General features: G+C 40.2%; 14 protein-coding genes, 1 pseudogene and 1 riboswitch. Of the genes and pseudogenes, 11 read left to right on the forward strand and 4 right to left on the reverse strand.

Features of this window, described 5'->3' with window-relative positions:
- Nucleotides 1–78 precede the first annotated feature (78 nt).
- The 6 genes and pseudogenes from Q5O24_03070 to Q5O24_03095 all read left to right on the forward strand — a co-directional run bounded on the left by Q5O24_03070 (nt 79) and on the right by Q5O24_03095 (nt 9,423).
- Nucleotides 79–1,509, forward strand: coding sequence for a trimethylamine methyltransferase family protein (locus Q5O24_03070; protein WKY48324.1), 1,431 nt, complete (start codon nt 79–81; stop codon nt 1,507–1,509).
- A 310-nt stretch (nt 1,510–1,819) separates the two neighbouring features.
- Nucleotides 1,820–3,163: an MATE family efflux transporter gene (locus Q5O24_03075; GenBank protein ID WKY49202.1), complete on the forward strand. Its 1,344-nt coding sequence runs from the start codon at nt 1,820–1,822 to the stop codon at nt 3,161–3,163.
- An 84-nt stretch (nt 3,164–3,247) separates the two neighbouring features.
- Nucleotides 3,248–3,948 (forward strand): annotated as a pseudogene (locus tag Q5O24_03080) (response regulator transcription factor).
- Nucleotides 3,945–5,369 carry a HAMP domain-containing sensor histidine kinase gene (locus Q5O24_03085; protein ID WKY48325.1) on the forward strand — a complete coding sequence of 475 codons (1,425 nt, stop codon included), beginning with the start codon at nt 3,945–3,947 and terminating at the stop codon, nt 5,367–5,369. The pseudogene Q5O24_03080 and the gene Q5O24_03085 overlap by 4 nt, the downstream one beginning before the upstream one ends.
- Nucleotides 5,370–5,505: 136 nt before the next feature.
- The gene (locus Q5O24_03090) at nt 5,506–7,716 is read left to right on the forward strand and encodes a hypothetical protein (GenBank protein ID WKY48326.1); all 2,211 of its coding nucleotides are present in this window, start codon (nt 5,506–5,508) and stop codon (nt 7,714–7,716) included.
- 213 nt (nt 7,717–7,929) lie between these two features.
- Nucleotides 7,930–9,423 carry a DEAD/DEAH box helicase gene (locus Q5O24_03095; GenBank protein WKY48327.1) on the forward strand — a complete coding sequence of 498 codons (1,494 nt, stop codon included), beginning with the start codon at nt 7,930–7,932 and terminating at the stop codon, nt 9,421–9,423.
- A gap of 187 nt (nt 9,424–9,610) precedes the next feature.
- On the opposite strand, the gene Q5O24_03100 is transcribed toward Q5O24_03095, so the two are convergent.
- The 4 genes from Q5O24_03100 to Q5O24_03115 all read right to left on the reverse strand — a co-directional run bounded on the left by Q5O24_03100 (nt 9,611) and on the right by Q5O24_03115 (nt 13,642).
- Nucleotides 9,611–10,720, reverse strand: a complete 1,110-nt coding sequence (locus tag Q5O24_03100; protein ID WKY48328.1) for a copper amine oxidase N-terminal domain-containing protein — start codon at nt 10,718–10,720, stop codon at nt 9,611–9,613.
- A gap of 76 nt (nt 10,721–10,796) precedes the next feature.
- A riboswitch (cyclic di-GMP riboswitch) is annotated at nt 10,797–10,880 on the reverse strand.
- 172 nt (nt 10,881–11,052) lie between these two features.
- A complete protein-coding gene (locus tag Q5O24_03105; protein WKY48329.1) occupies nt 11,053–11,493 on the reverse strand; it encodes a MarR family transcriptional regulator in 441 nt (146 codons plus the stop codon).
- A 42-nt stretch (nt 11,494–11,535) separates the two neighbouring features.
- Nucleotides 11,536–12,615, reverse strand: a complete 1,080-nt coding sequence (locus tag Q5O24_03110) for an alpha/beta hydrolase (GenBank protein ID WKY48330.1) — start codon at nt 12,613–12,615, stop codon at nt 11,536–11,538.
- Nucleotides 12,616–12,820: 205 nt separating this feature from the next.
- Nucleotides 12,821–13,642, reverse strand: a complete 822-nt coding sequence (locus Q5O24_03115; protein WKY48331.1) for a helix-turn-helix domain-containing protein — start codon at nt 13,640–13,642, stop codon at nt 12,821–12,823.
- Nucleotides 13,643–13,975: 333 nt separating this feature from the next.
- Between Q5O24_03115 and Q5O24_03120 the strand changes: the two genes are divergently transcribed.
- The 5 genes from Q5O24_03120 to Q5O24_03140 all read left to right on the forward strand — a co-directional run bounded on the left by Q5O24_03120 (nt 13,976) and on the right by Q5O24_03140 (nt 18,934).
- A complete protein-coding gene (locus Q5O24_03120; protein WKY48332.1) occupies nt 13,976–15,409 on the forward strand; it encodes an APC family permease in 1,434 nt (477 codons plus the stop codon).
- 128 nt (nt 15,410–15,537) lie between these two features.
- Complete coding sequence (locus Q5O24_03125) at nt 15,538–16,674, forward strand: tyramine oxidase subunit B (GenBank protein WKY48333.1); 1,137 nt, start codon at nt 15,538–15,540, stop codon at nt 16,672–16,674.
- Nucleotides 16,675–16,687: 13 nt separating this feature from the next.
- Complete coding sequence (locus Q5O24_03130; protein WKY48334.1) at nt 16,688–16,996, forward strand: (2Fe-2S)-binding protein; 309 nt, start codon at nt 16,688–16,690, stop codon at nt 16,994–16,996.
- 23 nt (nt 16,997–17,019) lie between these two features.
- Nucleotides 17,020–18,612 (forward strand): FAD-dependent oxidoreductase, encoded by a 1,593-nt coding sequence (locus Q5O24_03135; GenBank protein WKY48335.1) that lies wholly within the window; start codon nt 17,020–17,022, stop codon nt 18,610–18,612.
- Nucleotides 18,605–18,934 carry a (2Fe-2S)-binding protein gene (locus Q5O24_03140; GenBank protein WKY48336.1) on the forward strand — a complete coding sequence of 110 codons (330 nt, stop codon included), beginning with the start codon at nt 18,605–18,607 and terminating at the stop codon, nt 18,932–18,934. The genes Q5O24_03135 and Q5O24_03140 overlap by 8 nt, the downstream gene beginning before the upstream one ends.
- Nucleotide 18,935: the final 1 nt, after the last annotated feature.

Below are 18,935 nucleotides of genomic sequence, written 5' to 3' on the forward strand. Positions count from 1 at the left end.
AATTGCTAGCTGTAAAAGGTATAGGAGCTATTGTTATCAAAAGATAAATAAGTGGACATGTTTTATAAAGGAGCAATGATGAAAAAAAGAGATTTGGAATTAAGATTGTTAACGCCTGAAAAAATAAATATGATTCATGATAAAACCTTGGAACTGTTGGAAAATTATGGTATGAAGGTTGAAGGTGAAGAAATAATTGAGTATCTGAAAGCTTATGGCTGTATTCAGAAGGATGCGATGGTTTTATTTCCCAAACATGTGGTTGAAAAGGCGCTTGCTTCAGCGCCTAAAGAAATAATTCTATATAATCGTGATGGCCAGGAGAATATTGTGCTTGACGCTAAGAACAATGTATATTTTGGAACTCATGCCGATCAGGCAGAAATTCTGGATTATAAGAATAATCGAACTCGGCCTTTTTTAAAGACTGATATTAAAACGATGTGTCAATTAGCGAATCAACTAGACAATCTTCACTTTATTTTTACTGTCGGCCTATGCACTGATGTTGCCCCTCAAATTGCTTCACAGGTTGCTTTTTTGGAAACGGTGAAGCATTTTTCAAAGACCATCAACTTTTCTGCTAACAGCGTCGAATCAATGCAGGAGATTATCGATATGGCAGCAATTGTGGCTGGCGGTTACGAGAAGCTGGCACAAAAGCCATTTATCTTTAACTTCTGTGAGCCGGTATCGCCACTTGCCCATTCAAAAGAGAGTACCGGAAGTCTGATGATTTGCGCTAAAAATAAGATACCAGTTGCCTATGTTCCCTATACCATGATGGGGGCTACTTCAGCGGTCACGATTGCCGGGGCCCTGGTTCAGAATAACGCCGAAATTCTTGCCGGACTGGTGATGACCCAGGCAGTCAATGAAGGGGCGCCTTTTATTTATGGCGCCATGCCGACGATCTTTGATATGGTTTCAACCATCGGTTCTTATGGAGCTCCGGAGTTTCACAAAGCCATTGCAGCAGCATCTGAAATAGCGGATTATTATCAGCTGCCATTTTATGGCACGGCTGGTTGCTCTGACGCCAAAACTCTGGACCTACAGGCTGTTGCTGAATCCCAGATGGAGCTCTTTGCCGCGATATCGAGTAAAGCGAATCTGGTTCATGATTTAGGAATTATGGATCACTGTAATTCTGTATCTCCAGCCATGCTTGTTCTGGCCAACGAAATGATTGACCAACTGGGAGCTTTTGGGTCTGAAATTGAGGTAAATGATGAAACCATGGCGGTGGAAGTGATTGAGAAAGTTGGTGCAAGTGGGCACTTTCTGCATGAAATGCATACATTAATGCACTTTAAAGAGTTATGGTATCCGAAAATATTTAAGCGTGAACAGGAGGCCTCTGATGAATCAGAGATTTTTGCGCGATTAAAATTGATGATCGAGATGTTGCTGAATATGGAGAACGAAATGCTCTTAGACGCTGAAACACTTAAGCAGTTGCAGAAATATGAGATGAAGTACTTAGCGGTGAAGGATACCATTAGATAATAGCAAGATCAGCATAAAGCTTATTATATTGATGTAAGATAATAGAGGTAGAGACTGAATGCGTTTGCATTGATCTCATGTAAATTGAGCTAATAGATATAAAGTTTCTTTTTGGACAAAAGATACTTGACATATGAAAAAAATCTGGTATGATATGGTTAATTAATGGTAGTGAAGTCATAGAGACTGCAACGAGAGTTTGCGGTCTCTATTTTTTTTTGACCACGCACATTAAAATTTCTTTTGAAGGAGTCAAGTTGTGAAAGAAAAAGCAAATCATTATTTAGGGGAAGCGCCTATTGGTACATTGATGCTGAAATTTTCGATTCCCTGTATTGTATCTCTGCTGGTTTCGGCATTATATAATATTGTCGATCAGATTTTTATTGGTCATGGAGTGGGCTATTTGGGTAATGGGGCAACTAATGTGGTTTTTCCAATTACTATTATTGCTCTTGCCATTGCCTTGTTGATAGGCGATGGCGGCGCTGCCTTTCTAAGTATTTGCCAGGGAAAAAATGATAAGGAATCGGCTCATAAAAGTGTCGGAAACGCTTTGGTTTTATTTGTTGGCAGTGGGGTCTTACTGACCGTTTTGTTTGTCGTTTTAAAAGAACAGATTTTGTGGGGGTTTGGTGCGACAGAAAATAATATTGCATATGCAATGGAATACTTTGATTATCTGGTAATCGGAATTCCTTTTTTCATTTTTGGTAACGGTCTAAACTCTTTGATTCGGGCAGATGGAAGTCCTCAATTTGCAATGATTTCAATCTTTGCTGGTTGTATCATCAATGTAATTTTGGATCCAATCGCTATTTTTGTGTTAGGAATGGGAATGAAAGGGGCAGCTCTGGCAACCATTGCCGGGCAAATCATTTCGGCTTTAATTGGTGCATCTTATCTGTTTCGGACAAGGTCTTTTAAATTTAAAAAATCAAGCTTTATTCCTGATATAAAAATATTAAAACAAATACTGCCATTAGGACTCAGCAGTTTTCTGACACAGATGTCGATTGTAATTGTAATGGGAGTTATGAATAATATCATTGTCCAGTATGGTGCGCTTTCTCGTTTCGGTGCAGATATTCCTCTGACGGTAATTGGGATTGTCATGAAAGTTTTCCAGATCGTCATTGCTTTTGTCGTCGGGGTCGCAGCTGGATCGCAGCCGATTGTCGGATATAACTACGGAGCTGGAAATAATGAACGGGTGATTAAAATTTATAAAACAATGATGCTGGCTGAAATTGTTATTGGATTAGTAGCAACCATTGCGTTTGAATTGTTCCCACTCCAGATCATCAGCGCCTTTGGGAGTGAAAGCGGACTCTACAATGAATTTGCAGTGATGGCATTCAGAATATATCTGTCCACGATTATTTTATGCTGTATTCAAAAATCAACAAGTATCTTTCTTCAGTCATTGGGAAAACCGATTATGTCAACGGGCCTTTCTCTGCTTCGTGATTTTATTCTAAGTGTTCCGCTGATTATTATTTTACCACGCTTTTTTGGCCTGGAAGGTGTCTTGTATTCTGCTCCAATAGCCGATCTTCTATCAATGGTGGGAGTTACGGTTATGATGATATTTGTCTTTAAAGAACTACGATCTCCGCTGAGTTCTTTACAAACCCAGGAGGGGAGTTATTAAAAAATTCGTATAAAATGCGCAGAGTTTTCCGAAAATAATTTTTCAGGAATGTTATAATGATCAAAATAATGTTTAGGAGCAATCATGGATAAAAAGCTGATATATATTGCTGATGACGATGATAATATCCGGGAGGCTATTAAAATATTTCTTATAAATGACGGTTATGAAGTCGAGGATTTTTCCGGGGGTAAAGAGCTGCTGAAAACTTTCTCAAAATTCCCTGCGATTTAATGATTCTGGATATAATGATGCCGGAGATCGATGGTTTTTCAGTCTGTAAGAAGATACGAGAGATTTCTACTGTGCCGATTATTATGCTTACTGCTATGGATTCGGATTTTGATTATGCCAAAGGATTAAGTTTGGGCAGTGATGATTATTTTACCAAGCCTTTTTCACCGATGGCACTGGTGATGCGGGTCAAAGCAATTTTTAGACGAATTGAATATGAGCAGCAAAAGGGAAGTCAGAAAGAAAGTGTTTTATTGCATTTTGAAGATATTAGTCTCGATCCCCAGGAGAAAATTGTGAAAATCGGTGAACAAGTATTAGATCTGACGCCTAATGAATATCAAGTCCTTCAGTTTATGATAGAAAATCAGGAACGAGCGGTTTCAAGAGATGAATTATTAGAGGCAATCTGGGGGTACGAGACCGATGTAGAAACCAGAGCTACTGATGATACAGTCAGAAGACTACGAAAAAAACTTAAAAGCAGTCGTCTGGGCTTTGAAGCCGTTTGGGGATTTGGTTTTCGCCTGAAGTTGAAGGAGCCGGAATGAATCTGAAAAGAGGAAAATGGCCGATCAGACAGCGGATTTTCAGTCAATTACTGATATTGATGCTTGCAGTCTTTTTAAGCATTTTTTTGGCTTTTAATCTTTTCTTTGAAAACTTTTTACGCTCAAATATCTTCGATGATCTGGATGCAACGGCAAAAAGCATCAGCTCATTAAAATTTTCAGGGTTAGAAAAGCCACCCGAGGAATTAGGAGTGGAGCCAGAGGAGGAGAAGGGACCTGATCTGACGAGCTTTCTCAATCAGTCAATTTACACAGAAGCAAAAATCTTTAATCTGGACAACAGTTATCAAATTACTGATTATAATATCGGTGAAGATTATCCTGAGCTTGAAATGATTGCTACAGCTCTTATGCAAAGGGGAGACTCACTTGCTGATTCTCAGCATATTCATATCAAAACAGAGACTAGGGAATATTATGTTACATCCATTATCGATCCAATTTTAAGTGACACCTATATGGTTATTTACTCTGATGTCACCGATATTAAAAACTTATTACGAACCATCAATATTGTGTTGGGGATGATCGTCAGCATTGCCATGTTGATCTGTCTACTGGTTGCCAACGCCATTGCCAACACGGTGACAAAACCGGTAAAAAAATTGTCCGCTTTTGCTGGAGAGATGGGAAAGGGAATTTTCAACCAACATGATGAGCAATTTCGTGATCACGAATTTAATGAACTGATGGAGGTCATGAACCTGTCTGCCCGGCAGCTTTCTGAAAATGAGAGGGAACAGCGGACATTTTTTCAAAATGTCTCGCATGAACTCAGAACACCGATTATGTCCCTGCGCTGTTACGCTGAAGGGGTGGCTTACGGAGTAATGAAACCAGAAAAGTCTGGCCAGATTATGATTGCTGAAACCGACAGATTGAGCGATCTGGTTGAAGATCTTTTATACTTATCACGTCTTGAAAATTCAGAAAAGCCTGTGAAAATGCAGGAATCTGATTTGCGGGAAACCTTGTCAATCTGTGCTGGAAGCATTCAGGCTCTGGCCGAGAAAAAGGGGCTCAAACTGGATTTTGATTTTGATAATGATCCGGTTTTATATACCTATAATGAAAATCATTTTTATCGGGCAGTTAATAATCTTTTATCCAATGCAGTCCGGTATGCTTGCCAAACGATTGTGATTAGCTGTCATAAGACGGATAATGGAATTGAGATAGCGATAAAAGATGATGGACCAGGAATAGCAGAACATGATCTGTCACACATATTTGAGCGATTCTATAAAGGAAAAGGCGGAAAGACTGGAATTGGTCTGTCTATTGTTAAATCGGTAGTTGAATTATACGGCGGCGAAATAAATGTTTTGGGAAATCCCAAAAACTGTTTTAGAATAGTCTTGCCGCAAAAAACATTAAATAAGATGAACATGCAGAAATAACTGTTACGGAAAAATTTCGTATAAAATACCTTTGAATTTCGGAGAAGAAAAAAATCTTGCTGGCTATAATAGATTTAAAGAGAGTTGGATTATGATGGCGGGCAGGAGCTGCCAATAATTTTAAGGAGAATACGAAATGAAGAAAAGACTTTTGCTATTGCTGATGATTACGGGAATGGCTTTTCTAGTAATAGCTTGTGCATCGGATACTGATTTGCAAGCGTCAGATCAGGAGTACATTGAGACCACTTTAAATCTGGCCAATAACACTGTTCAGGAATGGACTTACTCAGCTGATTCTGATGCCTGGGTATTAACCAGTGTTTCGGCGGTTGCTTATCCTGAGCTGCCTGATCAGCAGGGAGTATCGGTTTGTGTGCCAGGTGCCTATGTAGTTGGGATTGATACCGACAGTGATGGCCAAGCCAATGTGAGTTATGAATCCTATACTGAAACTGTGAATGGTTCATTGATCATTAATTATGACAGCCAGGTAACCAACAGCAATGGGCAGGTTTATACAGCCAAAACAGCGCCAGTTATCTTAAACACCGGAGCAGCGGGGTATGCTTCATCAAATAATTCCAACGCAGCAACAAGCTATGCCAGTGAAGGCTACATCAATGTTTCCTGCGGAAACCGTGGTAAGCAGGATACGGTAACAGATGAAGATGGCAATACGACTTACACTGGAGATGCGCCCTCTTGCCTGGTTGATCAGAAGGCAGCAGCCCGATATGTTAAATATAATATTCTGTTAGGTAATCTGCCGGGGTCGGTTGATTACTTTGTATCAACTGGCGGTTCTGGTGGTGGAGCTCATGCAACCATGTTTGCAGCGACATCCAATAATCCGGATTATTATGATTATGAGATTGAAGCCGGTGCGGTTGGGGTCTATCGCAATGAGGATGGAACATATTCAACAACCGTATCGATCGATGATACTGATTATGAAATTTCTGATGGAGCCTGGGGCTGTGTAGCCTACAGTGCGATCACTTCGCTTTATGAAGGGGATATCGCCATGGCCTTTGAATATTATATGGATTCAACCTATGATTTTAATACATCTTTCCAGGCCCAGATGGCAGAATATTTATCAACAGAGTATATGGATTATATCAATGACCAGAATCTGTCGGTTGATGAAGCAGCCATTGAAAAAGATCTGAATGGAGACGGAGATTTAGAGGATACTCTTGCCTTAACCATTGAGTATGATCCCGAGACTTACCCAGAAACAAACGGCTATTACGGCACTTATTTGGATTTGTATCTGCAGGAGTTTACTGAAAACCTACAGTGGTATCTGGATAATCTGGATTATGCTGAGGGCTGGACCTGGTTTGATGAAAGTGGAACGGCGCTTAGCGATGAAGCGGTAGCGGCCATGACTTCAGCCGATAAAGCTCAGGCCTTTATTGAGGGTCGATATGCCAAGAGTGCAGAAACCGGCGGAATGGGCGGTCCAGGTGGCGATGCTCCTAGTGATATGACAGGAATGCTGGACGATGCAAGTGGTGAAATGGGTGATTTTACTGGAACCATGCCTGATGATACCAGTACTGTAACCGAAACGACAACTGATACCACAAACGGAGCCAATGACAACACCGCTAACCAGATGGAAGTTGGAACACCGGATACCGGAACCACCCAGTCGGCAGATTCACAGACTGATTCAGCTAATTATGGGACCTACGAGGAAATGGTTGTTGCCTATGAAGAGGATATCGCATCCATTGAAGCAGGTGATGAATATGGGAATAATATTATATCCTTGTATAATCCGCTGAACTATATTGGTGTTGATGATACTGAAAATCCAACTTGGACAAGAATAGTCATGGGCGCTTCAGAGGGAGACATGTCAATGCTAAATTCACTTAATCTGCAAATTGCCTGGTTAAATGCTGGTGTTGATTCGGTGATTGAATGGCAATGGGACGGTGGTCATGTGCCTTCGGAAATTTTCGGCAATTCATTATCCCTGTATGTGGATGAAATGTACGGAGAATACGTTGATGGAGCTGTTACAGTGACAAAAGCGGGGGCTACACAACAGACCGAAAATGGAACTGAAATAGAAACTACAGGAACAGATATCAGCAGCTGGGTTAATAGCACAGATTTAAGTAATGTCAGTTTCACACTGGCCGATGCTGTGGCGTATCGAACGGCTGGTGCTAGCAAGGCTATTCCGGGATTTGATGTGATTGATTACGGTCAGGAAGATTATGTCTTTGGCGACAGTGAAGCGGATGCCAGACACTGGGATACTTTTGTATTGGAAGCCTTAAACGAATATGCAGATCAGCTGGAACCGTTGTTTAATGCGGATTAAATAAATATGAGATTTATTGAAACCTCGCAGAATAATCTTTCGGCGAGGTTTCAATATTTAGGGTAAGACCCTTAAAGGTAATTCGAACAAATATGATAATGCTTGTTAAAACAGCATAGATCGGTTATAATTATGATAGCTTACAGACAGCTGTATCTTCTTTGGGTGGATACAGCTTTTTAATTTGAAATTTTTTAAAGAAAGTGAAGAAAAGTGATAAATAATCAATTCAATCAGTATCAGCTCAGTGAGCCGATTCTTAAAGCGATCGAGAAACTGGGCTATAAAGAGCCGACCCCGGTACAGCAGGCGGTAATTCCGGTGGCGCTGGAAAATAAAGATATTTTATGTCAGGCCCAGACCGGCAGCGGTAAAACGGCAGCTTTTGGAATTCCCATTTGCGAGCAACTGGATTGGGAAGAAAATAGCCCTCAGGTGCTGGTGCTGACTCCTACCAGAGAATTGGCTTTACAGGTAAATGAGGATATTTTTAATATTGGCCGCTTTAAGCGGGTGAAAGTTTCTGCTCTTTATGGAAAATCCCCAATTAAACGACAGGAGCGGGAGCTGAAGCAGAAAACCCATGTGGTGGTGGGAACGCCAGGTCGGGTAATGGATCATATCGATCGGGGCAATCTTAAAACAGATCAGATTAAATGGCTGATTCTTGATGAAGCGGATGAGATGCTGAATATGGGATTTATCGATCAGGTTGAGGAAATCATTGAGACTTTACCTAAAGAGCGTGTAACCATGCTATTTTCGGCAACGATGGAAGAAGCAGTAGTCAGACTGTCTAAAAATTATATGAAAGATCCCCAACTGATTGAGATTAAATCCCAAGTCAGCAATCAGCCAGCCATTAAGCAAATGATTTGTTGTGGAAGTGAAAAATTGGAGCTTCTTTCGGATCTTTTAATAATGGAAAATCCTGATTCTGCCATCATCTTTTGCAACACCCGGGAAGTCGTTAATGCTATCTACAATGAACTTGGAAAAAGTAATCAGGCTTTTGGAAAAATTCATGGTGGCATGGAGCAGGATGAGCGGACACAGGTGATGAACAGTTTTAAAAAAGGAGAATTTCGCTATTTGGTTGCGACTGATGTGGCAGCTCGGGGGATTGATGTTCATGAAATTGAGCTGGTGATTAATTACGATGTACCATGGGAAACAGAAACCTATGTTCATCGGATTGGCCGTACCGGCAGGAGGGGAACAAGCGGAAAAGCAATTACCTTAGCTTCGAATAGGGATAGTAGACTAGTCCAAGATATTATTCAATTCACCGGACAGGAAATGATCGAAAAAGTTGCGCCAACAGATGAAGAAGTGGAGGCGCATAAAGCAGACTACCTTGAGAAATTAAACCGTAAACCCGAAGAAAAGCTAGACAAAGCACACGCACTAAGCAAAGAGATTACCAAGCTCCATATTAATGCCGGTAAAAAGACAAAGATGAGGCCAGTAGATATTGTTGGAACCCTTTGTTCACTTGAAGGGATGACCGCTGACGATATTGGGGTGATCACGATTCTTGATGTTTCAACCTTTGTGGAGATTTTAAATAACAAGGGAAACATGGTACTTAAAGCCCTGCAAACGAAAGAAATCAAGGGTCGACTTAGAAAAGTATCGTTAGCAGAAGATAAACCGTTGGTGTCCCGGCGTCGGAAAATAAATAATAATAGAAACAGAAGACGATAATTTTACTTTATATCGGATAGGATTAATAAAATATTGGAAAATTTTAACCGACCGGAGATAGTCAATTTAACTTACAGTTAATTGACTATCTCCGTGTCGGTTAATTAGTTTAAAAAACTGTAAGATTATCAGCAAGAAAAAAACGGCAGGGGAAATTATTCCCCAACCGTTAAATAAGGAGGTCAAACTAAAGTGTTTCACCAAGATCAGGTGTCACAGGATCTTCATCTGCAGATGTATCTGGAGTGTCTTCAACTGGGCTGTCAGCAGTTTCATCTGTAGTTTCATCAGCAGGAGTATCGACAGTTTCATCGGTAGCATCGTCGGCAGGAGTATCGGCAGTTTCATCTACTGGTGTATCAGTATCTTCTTCAGCTGGTTCTTCAATCTCAATGATTTCATTTTCTTCATCATAGCTGGATTCAAGACCTAACAGTTCAGATAACACTTCCATATTAATGTAGGTTCGACCACAGGTGACTTCGATTTGATCAGTGATATCAATGACCTCTCCATCGATAGTGACCTCAACATCGGCAGTGGTAACGGTAATTACAGTCGAATCTTTAGTAATGGTAAGAGTTTTAGTTTCTTCATCAAATAGAACTTCGGCTCCCATTTTTTCAGTAAGGGCCTTTACAGGAACCATCACATCGCCGCCCTTAATATAAATTGGCGCCTGAAATTTAATCAGCTGATTATTGATGGTTAAACTTCCTGCATCTAATGCCTGGGCATCTTCATACATCTGCTCGATTAGGTCAGCAGCTGTATCAAACTGAGCCAATTCTTCGTCGGTATACATAGTTTTAACGACCATATGTCGTTCGTTGATGATCGTTTTGATCTGATCTTTTAAAGCATCCATGGATTTGTTAAGTTCATCAATCTGACTAAGCAGTGCTTCAGCAGCTTCTGTATCACCGGAAGCTAAAAGTGCTTCATATTCCGCTTCTAGAGCTTCCTTTTCTTCAGCGATTGCTGATTTTTCCTGTGTCAGTTCTTTTTTCTGTTCATTTAATTCCTGTTTGAAATCATTTTTGGGTTTGGATGGTTTTTCTTTATCCGGTTTTCCCTCTTGCTCAGAGGCTTCATCAGTTGTATCATCAACAACTGTTTCATCAACTACATCTGTTTCGTCAGTAGTATCTTCAGTTATGTCAACCGCTGGGGCAGAAATGACAGGGGGTTCGACAGTCGTTTTTTTACCGTTGTTACCCTTATCTTTCGGCGCAGCCATAACCGGCATTGAGAATGCCAGCATTAAGACCAATAGGAACGTTAATCTTTTTTTCATAAAAAGACTCCTTTCATTTGCTCTCCATTAAAAAAACTGTATGCCTAAAAAGGCACACAGTTATGACCGTGCCCTCTTCGGCAACCCGGCTGTCTTAGCGAAATGCCTTAGACCCGTGGCTTTGCGTCCCAAATTTTCAAATGGTTTGCCTTTATCGGAGATATATTTAATTCAAGTATAAAACAAAAGTATTAGTCTGACAAGTGGTTTTTGGAAAATCATGATATTTTTACAAAATATTTTAGTGGTCTGATCCATAAGGCTCGTCTGAGGCAGTTATGTTACGGTATCTAAAAAAGTGTAGGTATTCTAGTCCCGAAGTTCAGGATTATTTATTTTGACCTTTCTTCGTCAGATTGTTTTGCCTGCTCAGAGATTTTCTCTATGGTTGACGCAAAATGATGGATTTCTGCCTGGGATAAATCACTAAGCGCTTTTTTTGCCCATTTAATATGAAGTTCATATATTTCCTGATAAAGCGTATGCCCTTTTTCTGTCAGGAAAAGATTCTTGGCTCTTTTATCAGACGCAGATTTTTTAGTTAATAGATAAGCTTTCGTTTCAAGAGCTTTGACACTTCTGGCAACGGCTGCTTTATCAATTGCTAGAAAAGAGGCAAGTGCCTCTTGAGTAATTCCTTCATTTTCACCGATATTGATTAGAAAGATGCTCTCAGAGAAGGAGAGGTGAGTTGCGGTGAGTTCTTTTGACATCGTACTAACAAATGTTCGCGAAAGAATGCCAAGACTTCTGATAATTGTAAGTTCGTCCATATTAGTTTATATGAATTAAAATCATTTTCCTTTCATTAGAATTTATTTGTTGATAAGAAAAAAATCCTCTAGAATCTGCGAATACTGTTCTGCTACCTCCAGATTGGTGACGTGACCAGCATCCACTTTTACATAAGTACAGTTGGGGATTAATGCTACAGCTCGATCTGCCATTTCCTGAGACATGGCCCCGTCCAGGGTACCGTCTTCTTTATAGGAAAAATCAGCCTGAATTAAAAGTACGGGACATTGAATTTCTGATAAAGCAGTGGCATGGTCAAATCCTTCGTTCCAGATTCCATCATAGAAAGCTTGTCCAAAACTTGGATCGTAATAATTAAGACCTCTAAGCATTTCCTGAACGGAGGCAGGAAGAAAGGCAATTTCAACAGGCTCGCCAGGATTGGCATTCTTATAGCTTGAAACGGCATACTGGATTAGCTGCTGGGAAAAAGGTCCAGTATAAGTTTTAAAGAATTCGGTACTGTTGGCAACCCAGTAATCAAGAAAATTGCCCTGATAGCCTTCTTCGATAGCCTTATTGCTGGTTGAAAAAGATTTATAAGCAATGGTTTCTTTGATTTGTGGATATTCTGAAGCAAATAGTGGCGGGTCTTCAAGGACAATGGCTTTTACCAGATCAGGTCTGTTTGCAGCCAGCCAGGTGGTCAAGAGTCCACCGGATGAATTACCACTGATATATGCGGGTTGGCCAATAACTGTTTCGATAAAAGCAGCAAGATCACTGCCAATCTGATTGGCATTCATTTTGTAGCCTTCTGGATAGGTGGTTTTTCCATGACCTGGATAATCGACTGCGTAAACATGAAAATGTTCTGACAATTCAGGTAATACAAGGTTATATGTATACCAATCTAACAGTTGAGCATGCAGGAGTAAGAGTGGTGGACCGTTATTAGGGCCTTCTGCATAATTGAAATTTATCTCGCCAACTTTTGCAGTTTTTTCAGTAATGCCAGCTTCGGAAAGTATTTTATCAGATGGGTTTGTATATTGTTTTAGATAAATGATCATACCAGTTATAACGAGGATTACAGTTAAAATAATGATAGCAATGATAGAAAGTATAATTCCTTTTGGGCTTTTGAAAATGTTGTTCATAAATGCTCCTTCAATAAAATAGTTGACTGAGTCAATTATAATACGCATTTTTATTTTGTCAACTTTCTTTTTAATTTGTTATCGATAAATTTAACAAATAAAAAAGCTTTTATAAGGAGTAAAGCCCTTAAAAAAGCTATTAGATAGTTTAGTAATTGGAAAACTTTTTAAATATTTCTGGTCCTCAAATTAAGAAAGTCTAAAATTATACAACTACCAGTCGATCGTTATAATGATTGTTTTTTAAAATTTCCAGATAATGTCCGGGAGAAGTTTTTGAAAATTCGTTAAAATCCTTATACATATGGGACTGATCAAAGTATCCGGCATTATAAGCAATGTCGATCAGACTGTCTGGGTTTTTAATAGTATTGCTGCGATTCAACTCAGATAATACATTCTGAAAGCGAACAATTTTAGACAATACCTTGGGGGAGATCCCGAAATAATTCATAAACTTGGTGTTGATAGTCCGTTCGCTATAGCCAACATCGCTAGCTAGTTCTTTTACTTTGATTTGACCTTTGCTTTTAAGAATTTGACTTAATAGATGTCCTTTTAGTTCATCTGTTTTTAAACAACTATCATTCTTAACGACAGTTTTGAGATAAAAATTTAGAAATGTTGAAACCTGGACATTAAAATCGGTATTAGTGATAATTGTTTCAAAAACCGAACCGGCATCGAAGATGTCTAGAAGACCGATCTGGTTACCAATCACATCCTTAATATCTAGATTACGGTTTAAGATGCATTGGCCGGGATAAAAACGTACACCGAAATATCGAGTTGGCTGATCAAGTACATTTTGAGGTTTTAAGACAGAGCCGCAAATTTCTGCAATTGGATGATGTTCATCGCAGGTAAACAGAATATCAATGCAGCCATCGGGAACAGCGATTATTTCCTGTTCGGTAGCGGCGTTTTTTGTAAATGAATAAAAATGGGAAATTCCATAATTATTGATGATTGCTTTAAGATATTTTTCAGTCGATAAAACGAAGTATGGTTGTAACATAGAATGCATGTGTAATCACCTCAAATGAATAGTTAATTTTTTTCATCTAGAATAGCAAAAAGAGACCTAACCTTTCGGGGTTTGGCCTCTTTACCTTCTGCAAATATTATATAGTATTTATAAAAAATTGCAAGAAAAGATTGAATCACTTCCGATTTTTACAAGATAATGATAGTGAGAATCCTCTATAATGACAACATCAAATTTGATTATTGTTTGAAACGGCAACGACGCCATTGTCCTTTGAAAGGACAATGGCGTTTTTTTTCGCTAAAAGTGAAACCTCGTTACACTATAACCTCAAGTAATATTCGAAAATAGCTATAAAAAAGGAGAACTAAGATGTTAGGAAAAAAATTAGGTTTATCTAGTGCGATAGCAGCCGGTGTTGGTCTGATTGTTGCAACCAGCTGTCTGGTATCATTATCACAGGGGGTAGGAATTGCTGGCAAGGGATTTATAATAGCCATGGCGATTGCCTGTGCGCTTAATATACTGGTTGCCTTTTCGTTTGCGGAGCTCAATGCTCTAATGCCAATTACCGGTGGACTTGGACAGTATACTTTGGCATCGTTAGGTCCATTTGTTTCGATGATCGCAGTAATAGGCGGTTATCTATTTACCAATATTTTTACAGCCAGCTCTGAAGCGGCAATGATCGGTTTTGTGGTAACTTCAACGGTTCTGCCAAATATGGATCCGATTCTGATTACATTAATTGCCTTAACCGCCTTATTTGTTATCAATTATTTTGGAATGAAATCATACGCAGTTACACAGATTCTGGTTACTGCTTTTATGTTGGGTTCGTTGATTTTACTGGGCGTTATTGGTGCAACACAGATTGGCAGTGGACAAGTGGTGACTCAGGCGGTAACTGACTTTAATCCGATGGGAATGAGCGTGTTGAGTTTAACAGCGTTAGCCTTCTGGCTCTTTATTGGATGTGAATTTGTAACACCTCTTACCAAAGATATAAAAAATCCGGAGAAAAACATTCCTCGAGGTATGATTATTTCTTTACTGCTACTATTAGTTGTGCAGTCGGTGATGGTATTTGCCATTTCAAACTATGTTCCATACGATATTCTTGTAACATCAAATCAGCCACATATGGAGTTTGCTCGTATGATGTTAGGAGATTTTGGAACCAACTGGATGCTAATTATCAGTGTAGGAGCGGTTATCTCGACCTTAAATACTGTCCTTGCCAGTGTTCCACGAATGCTGATGGGACTGGCGGAAAGTGGAATGCTACCAAAAGTTTTTGCTAAAACAAATAAATACAATGTACCTTATATCAGTTTAATTGTTCTTTATGGTCTGATTTCAATAGCGCTTCTATCTGGAATTACGTCTGCTGATGATCTGATTCGTTTCATTCTAACAGGATGCACCTTCTGGATGATCGCCTATATTATTGCCCACATCAATGTATTAGTTCTGAGAAAGAAATATCCTAATCGTCCGCGAACTTTTTCTGTAAAATTGGGTGGTCTGCCACAAATTATCGGGATTGCCGGGATGGTCTATATGATTGCCAATGTGATTGATGATCCGGAGATTAAAGCATCAATTTATATGACTACTGCAGTTCTGATGTTGGTTTTAGTAGTTTATTCAGCTGTTTGGGTGAAATTTGTAATGAAAAAACGACTTTTTGAAACAGTATCAATTGATGACGTAATTGCTATGGATCGTGTAGAGGATGAGCGTGCAAATTGGGGAGATGATTCTGAAGAGAGTGAAGCGATTGCTAATTTAGGTGTCGAATAATTACTGCTCGGATTGAATAGCAATAAAAAGCAAAATGTTCTGAAATTTACAATAAATATAGAATATAAATAAATTAAAGTTAATGTAAATGATAAGCGAAATGAAAAAATATGAATTAAAGGAGAAAAATGATGAATCCAAAAATTGATTTTTTATACTTAAGTGAAGAGGATATGATTAAAGCAGGTGTTAAAGATATGGCTGGTTGTGTTGAAGCCATGGATAATATGTTCCGATTGCTGAAAATGGGGGATTACCGTATGGGTGGTGCCAACGGAAATTCTCACGGGGTGATGATGACATTCCCTATTGAATCAGAGTTCCCTAATATGCCAGTTGACGGACCGGATAGACGGTTTATGGCCATGCCGGCTTACTTGGGTGGCGAATTTGATATGGTCGGTATGAAATGGTATGGATCAAATACAGAAAACAAACAGAAGGGTCTACCCCGATCGATTCTGATGCTGACTTTAAATGATAAGGATACTGGAGCACCACTGGCTTATATGTCAGCCAATATTTTAAGTGCCTACCGAACGGGTGCGGTACCTGGCGTTGGTGTTAAGTATTTTGCTAAAGAAGATGCTAAAGTGATAGGGATTGTCGGACCAGGTGTTATGAGTAAAACGGCCCTGGCGGCCAGTGTGGCTGTTCGACCAGGTATTGAAACAGTAAAAATAAAAGGACGAAGTAAAAAATCTCTGGATGCTTTTGTAAAATATATCGAAGAAGAATTACCAAGCATTAAAACTATCGAAATCGTTGAAGATATTGAATCTGCAGTTAGAGGTTCAGATGTGGTCATCATTGCGACATCTACGGAAACAGGAGATCCTTCTATTTACCCTTATGTAAAAGAAGAGTGGATTAAACCGGGTGCAGTGGTTTGTTGTCCCGCATCAGCCCGATTTGATGAAGACTTTATTATTAACCGTGCCCACAATGTTGCTGATAATATTGAATTATATGAAGCATGGGCAGATGAAATGCCATATCCGGCATACAACATTATTCCGATTCCGGCAGTTAATTGTATGGACCTGATTGCGGACGGTAAGCTTCCCAAAGATGGAATTGATGATCTGGGTGATATTATGGTTGGCAAAAAACCTGCTCATAAAAAAGAGGATGAAATTGTTATTTTCTCTGTTGGTGGAATGCCAATAGAAGATGTGGCTTGGGGAACAGTTGTTTATCGAAATGCCCTTGAAAATAGTATCGGACAAAAAATCAACTTGTGGAATCAACCTCATCTGGCTTAAGTGGAGAAAGACTATGAGAATCGAAAAGCACCCTATTTTAGGCGAAGTTCAAAAAGGAAGCCTGGTAGAGTTTGAAATGGATGGCACAATCTTAACCGGTTTTGACGGGGAGCCTATCGCTGCGGCACTAAGAGCGGCTGGGCTGCTGGTCCATCGACATACTAAAAAGGAATCGGCCAGAGGCATCTTTTGTGCCATAGGCCGATGTACTGACTGCGTTATGGTCGTTAACGGAAAACCTAATGTTAGAACCTGCGTGACACCATTGGAAGCAGGCATGATTGTTGAAACTCAGTATGGGGTTTCGGCTGGGACAAAATAGGAATGACAGGAAAGGCGTAAAAAATGAAACGTTATGATTTAATCATTGTTGGGGCTGGGCCAGCTGGACTTTCAGCAGCAATTGAGGCCGCTGGGGCAGGTTTGAATGTTATTGTCTTTGATGAAAATGCAATGCCGGGTGGTCAGCTCTTTAAGCAAATCCATAAATTCTTTGGCTCTAAGGAACATCAGGCAAAAATCCGCGGCTTTAAAATTGGTGATCAGCTGCTTAAAGAAGCTTCTGAACTTGGTGTGGAAGTAAGTCTTTCAACCATTGTTACCGGAATTTATCCCAACCGGGAAGTGGTTGTGATGAAAGACGAGCGGGTTTTTCACTATAAAGCTGATGCCATCATTGTGGCTACTGGGGCTTCGGAAAATATGATCAATTTTAAAGGCTGGACTTTGCCGGGCGTGATTGGTGCCGGAGCAGCTCAGACGATGATGAATCTGCATGGTGTAAAACCAGGGGAAAAAGTTTTAATGCTGGGGAGTGGAAATGTTGGCCTGGTTGTCAGCTTTCAACTTTTGCAGGCTGGCTGTGAGGTTGTAGGAATTGTTGATGCAGCCCCAAGAGTAGGCGGTTATGGTGTCCATGCGGCCAAAGTAGCACGAACGGGCGTTCCTTTTTATCTATCGCACACCATTATTGAAGCGGAGGGAGCGGAGTCCCTGGAAAAAGTGACCATCGGCCAAGTTGATGAAAACTGGCAGATTATCAGTGGTTCAGAAAAAACATTTGATGTGGATACCATTTGTTTGGCTGTCGGGCTCTCTCCGATGTCACAGCTTTTAAGAATGGCTGGCTGTGAGATGGTGGAGGATCCGAAAAAAGGCGGTACTGTTCCTGTATGTTCTGAGCGTGGTGAAACCTCGATTAGGGGAATTTTTGTTGCCGGTGATGTTTCGGGGATCGAAGAAGCCAGCTCGGCCATGATTGAAGGGCGGATTGCTGGTTTGTCGGTAGCAGAATATCTTGGTTATATTGATAAGGAAAAGCTTGAAAGCTCTGTTAAACTTCAGGAAAAGTCCCTTGAGAAACTGCGTCAGGGTATGTTTGCACCAGAAAATCGGGGTAAAGTCCTGACCAAAACAGATGAAGGTTATGAAGTTTCGCAATCCCTCTTAGAAAAAGGATATATTGCTGACCATGAAATTGAAGGCTATCCTGGTGTTAAAAAGTGTATCAGCATACATCCAGTCATTGAATGCACACAGAATATTCCCTGTAATCCCTGCCAGGATTCTTGCCCAAAGGGGTGCATTAAAATAGGTGAGAATATCACAGCCTTGCCGGAATTTGATACAGAAACAGAATGTGTTGGCTGCGGAATGTGTGTAGCGGCCTGTTCCGGACAATCGATATTCTTAATTAATGAAGAAGCTGAAGCGACACACACCCACATTACCATTCCCTACGAATTTTTGCCTCTTCCGCAAGCTGGCGTAAACGGATTTGCACTGGGTAGAGGTGGAACGGTATTATGCGAAAGCCAGGTGGTCGATGTTAAATCAGTAAAAGCCTTTGACAAGACCAATTTGCTGACCATAAGGGTTCCCCGGGAGATGGGAATGAAGGCCCGATTTTTTAAACAGGAGGTGAATCCAGTTGGATAGACTAAATGATCGTTCAAGAGATATCGGTGAATTTGTTCCAATGGCTGATGATGAGATGATTATCTGTCGCTGTGAAGAAGTGACTAAAGGCGAAATTAGAAGAGCGGTGCATGCCGGTATGTTTACTTTAAAAGAAGTCAGAAAGTTCCTGCGTACTGGAATGGGCTTGTGTCAGGGACAGACTTGCGGCCGACTGGTTAAAGGAATTATTGCCAAAGAACTGGGAATGAAGCCAATAGAGCTGGAATCAGCAGTTGGCAGAGCACCTATGCGTCCGATAGAAATGCAGGCTCTGGCTAATGATGCCGCGGAGGTAGGTTAAG

Source organism: Eubacteriaceae bacterium ES3, from assembly GCA_030586155.1.
Lineage (GTDB): Bacteria > Bacillota > Clostridia > Eubacteriales > Eubacteriaceae > Acetobacterium.

Excerpts from the sequence above, each read along its gene's own strand:
- Q5O24_03125 (WKY48333.1), top strand. The coding sequence starts at position 15,538 with ATGATGAATCCAAAAATTGATTTTTTATACTTAAGTGAAGAGGATATG.
- Q5O24_03120 (WKY48332.1), top strand. The coding sequence starts at position 13,976 with ATGTTAGGAAAAAAATTAGGTTTATCTAGTGCGATAGCAGCCGGTGTT.
- Q5O24_03090 (WKY48326.1), top strand. The coding sequence starts at position 5,506 with ATGAAGAAAAGACTTTTGCTATTGCTGATGATTACGGGAATGGCTTTT.
- Q5O24_03070 (WKY48324.1), top strand. The coding sequence starts at position 79 with ATGAAAAAAAGAGATTTGGAATTAAGATTGTTAACGCCTGAAAAAATA.
- Q5O24_03115 (WKY48331.1), bottom strand. The coding sequence starts at position 13,642 with ATGCATTCTATGTTACAACCATACTTCGTTTTATCGACTGAAAAATAT.
- Q5O24_03075 (WKY49202.1), top strand. The coding sequence starts at position 1,820 with ATGCTGAAATTTTCGATTCCCTGTATTGTATCTCTGCTGGTTTCGGCA.
- Q5O24_03130 (WKY48334.1), top strand. The coding sequence starts at position 16,688 with ATGAGAATCGAAAAGCACCCTATTTTAGGCGAAGTTCAAAAAGGAAGC.
- Q5O24_03085 (WKY48325.1), top strand. The coding sequence starts at position 3,945 with ATGAATCTGAAAAGAGGAAAATGGCCGATCAGACAGCGGATTTTCAGT.
- Q5O24_03100 (WKY48328.1), bottom strand. The coding sequence starts at position 10,720 with ATGAAAAAAAGATTAACGTTCCTATTGGTCTTAATGCTGGCATTCTCA.
- Q5O24_03135 (WKY48335.1), top strand. The coding sequence starts at position 17,020 with ATGAAACGTTATGATTTAATCATTGTTGGGGCTGGGCCAGCTGGACTT.
- Q5O24_03110 (WKY48330.1), bottom strand. The coding sequence starts at position 12,615 with ATGAACAACATTTTCAAAAGCCCAAAAGGAATTATACTTTCTATCATT.
- Q5O24_03105 (WKY48329.1), bottom strand. The coding sequence starts at position 11,493 with ATGGACGAACTTACAATTATCAGAAGTCTTGGCATTCTTTCGCGAACA.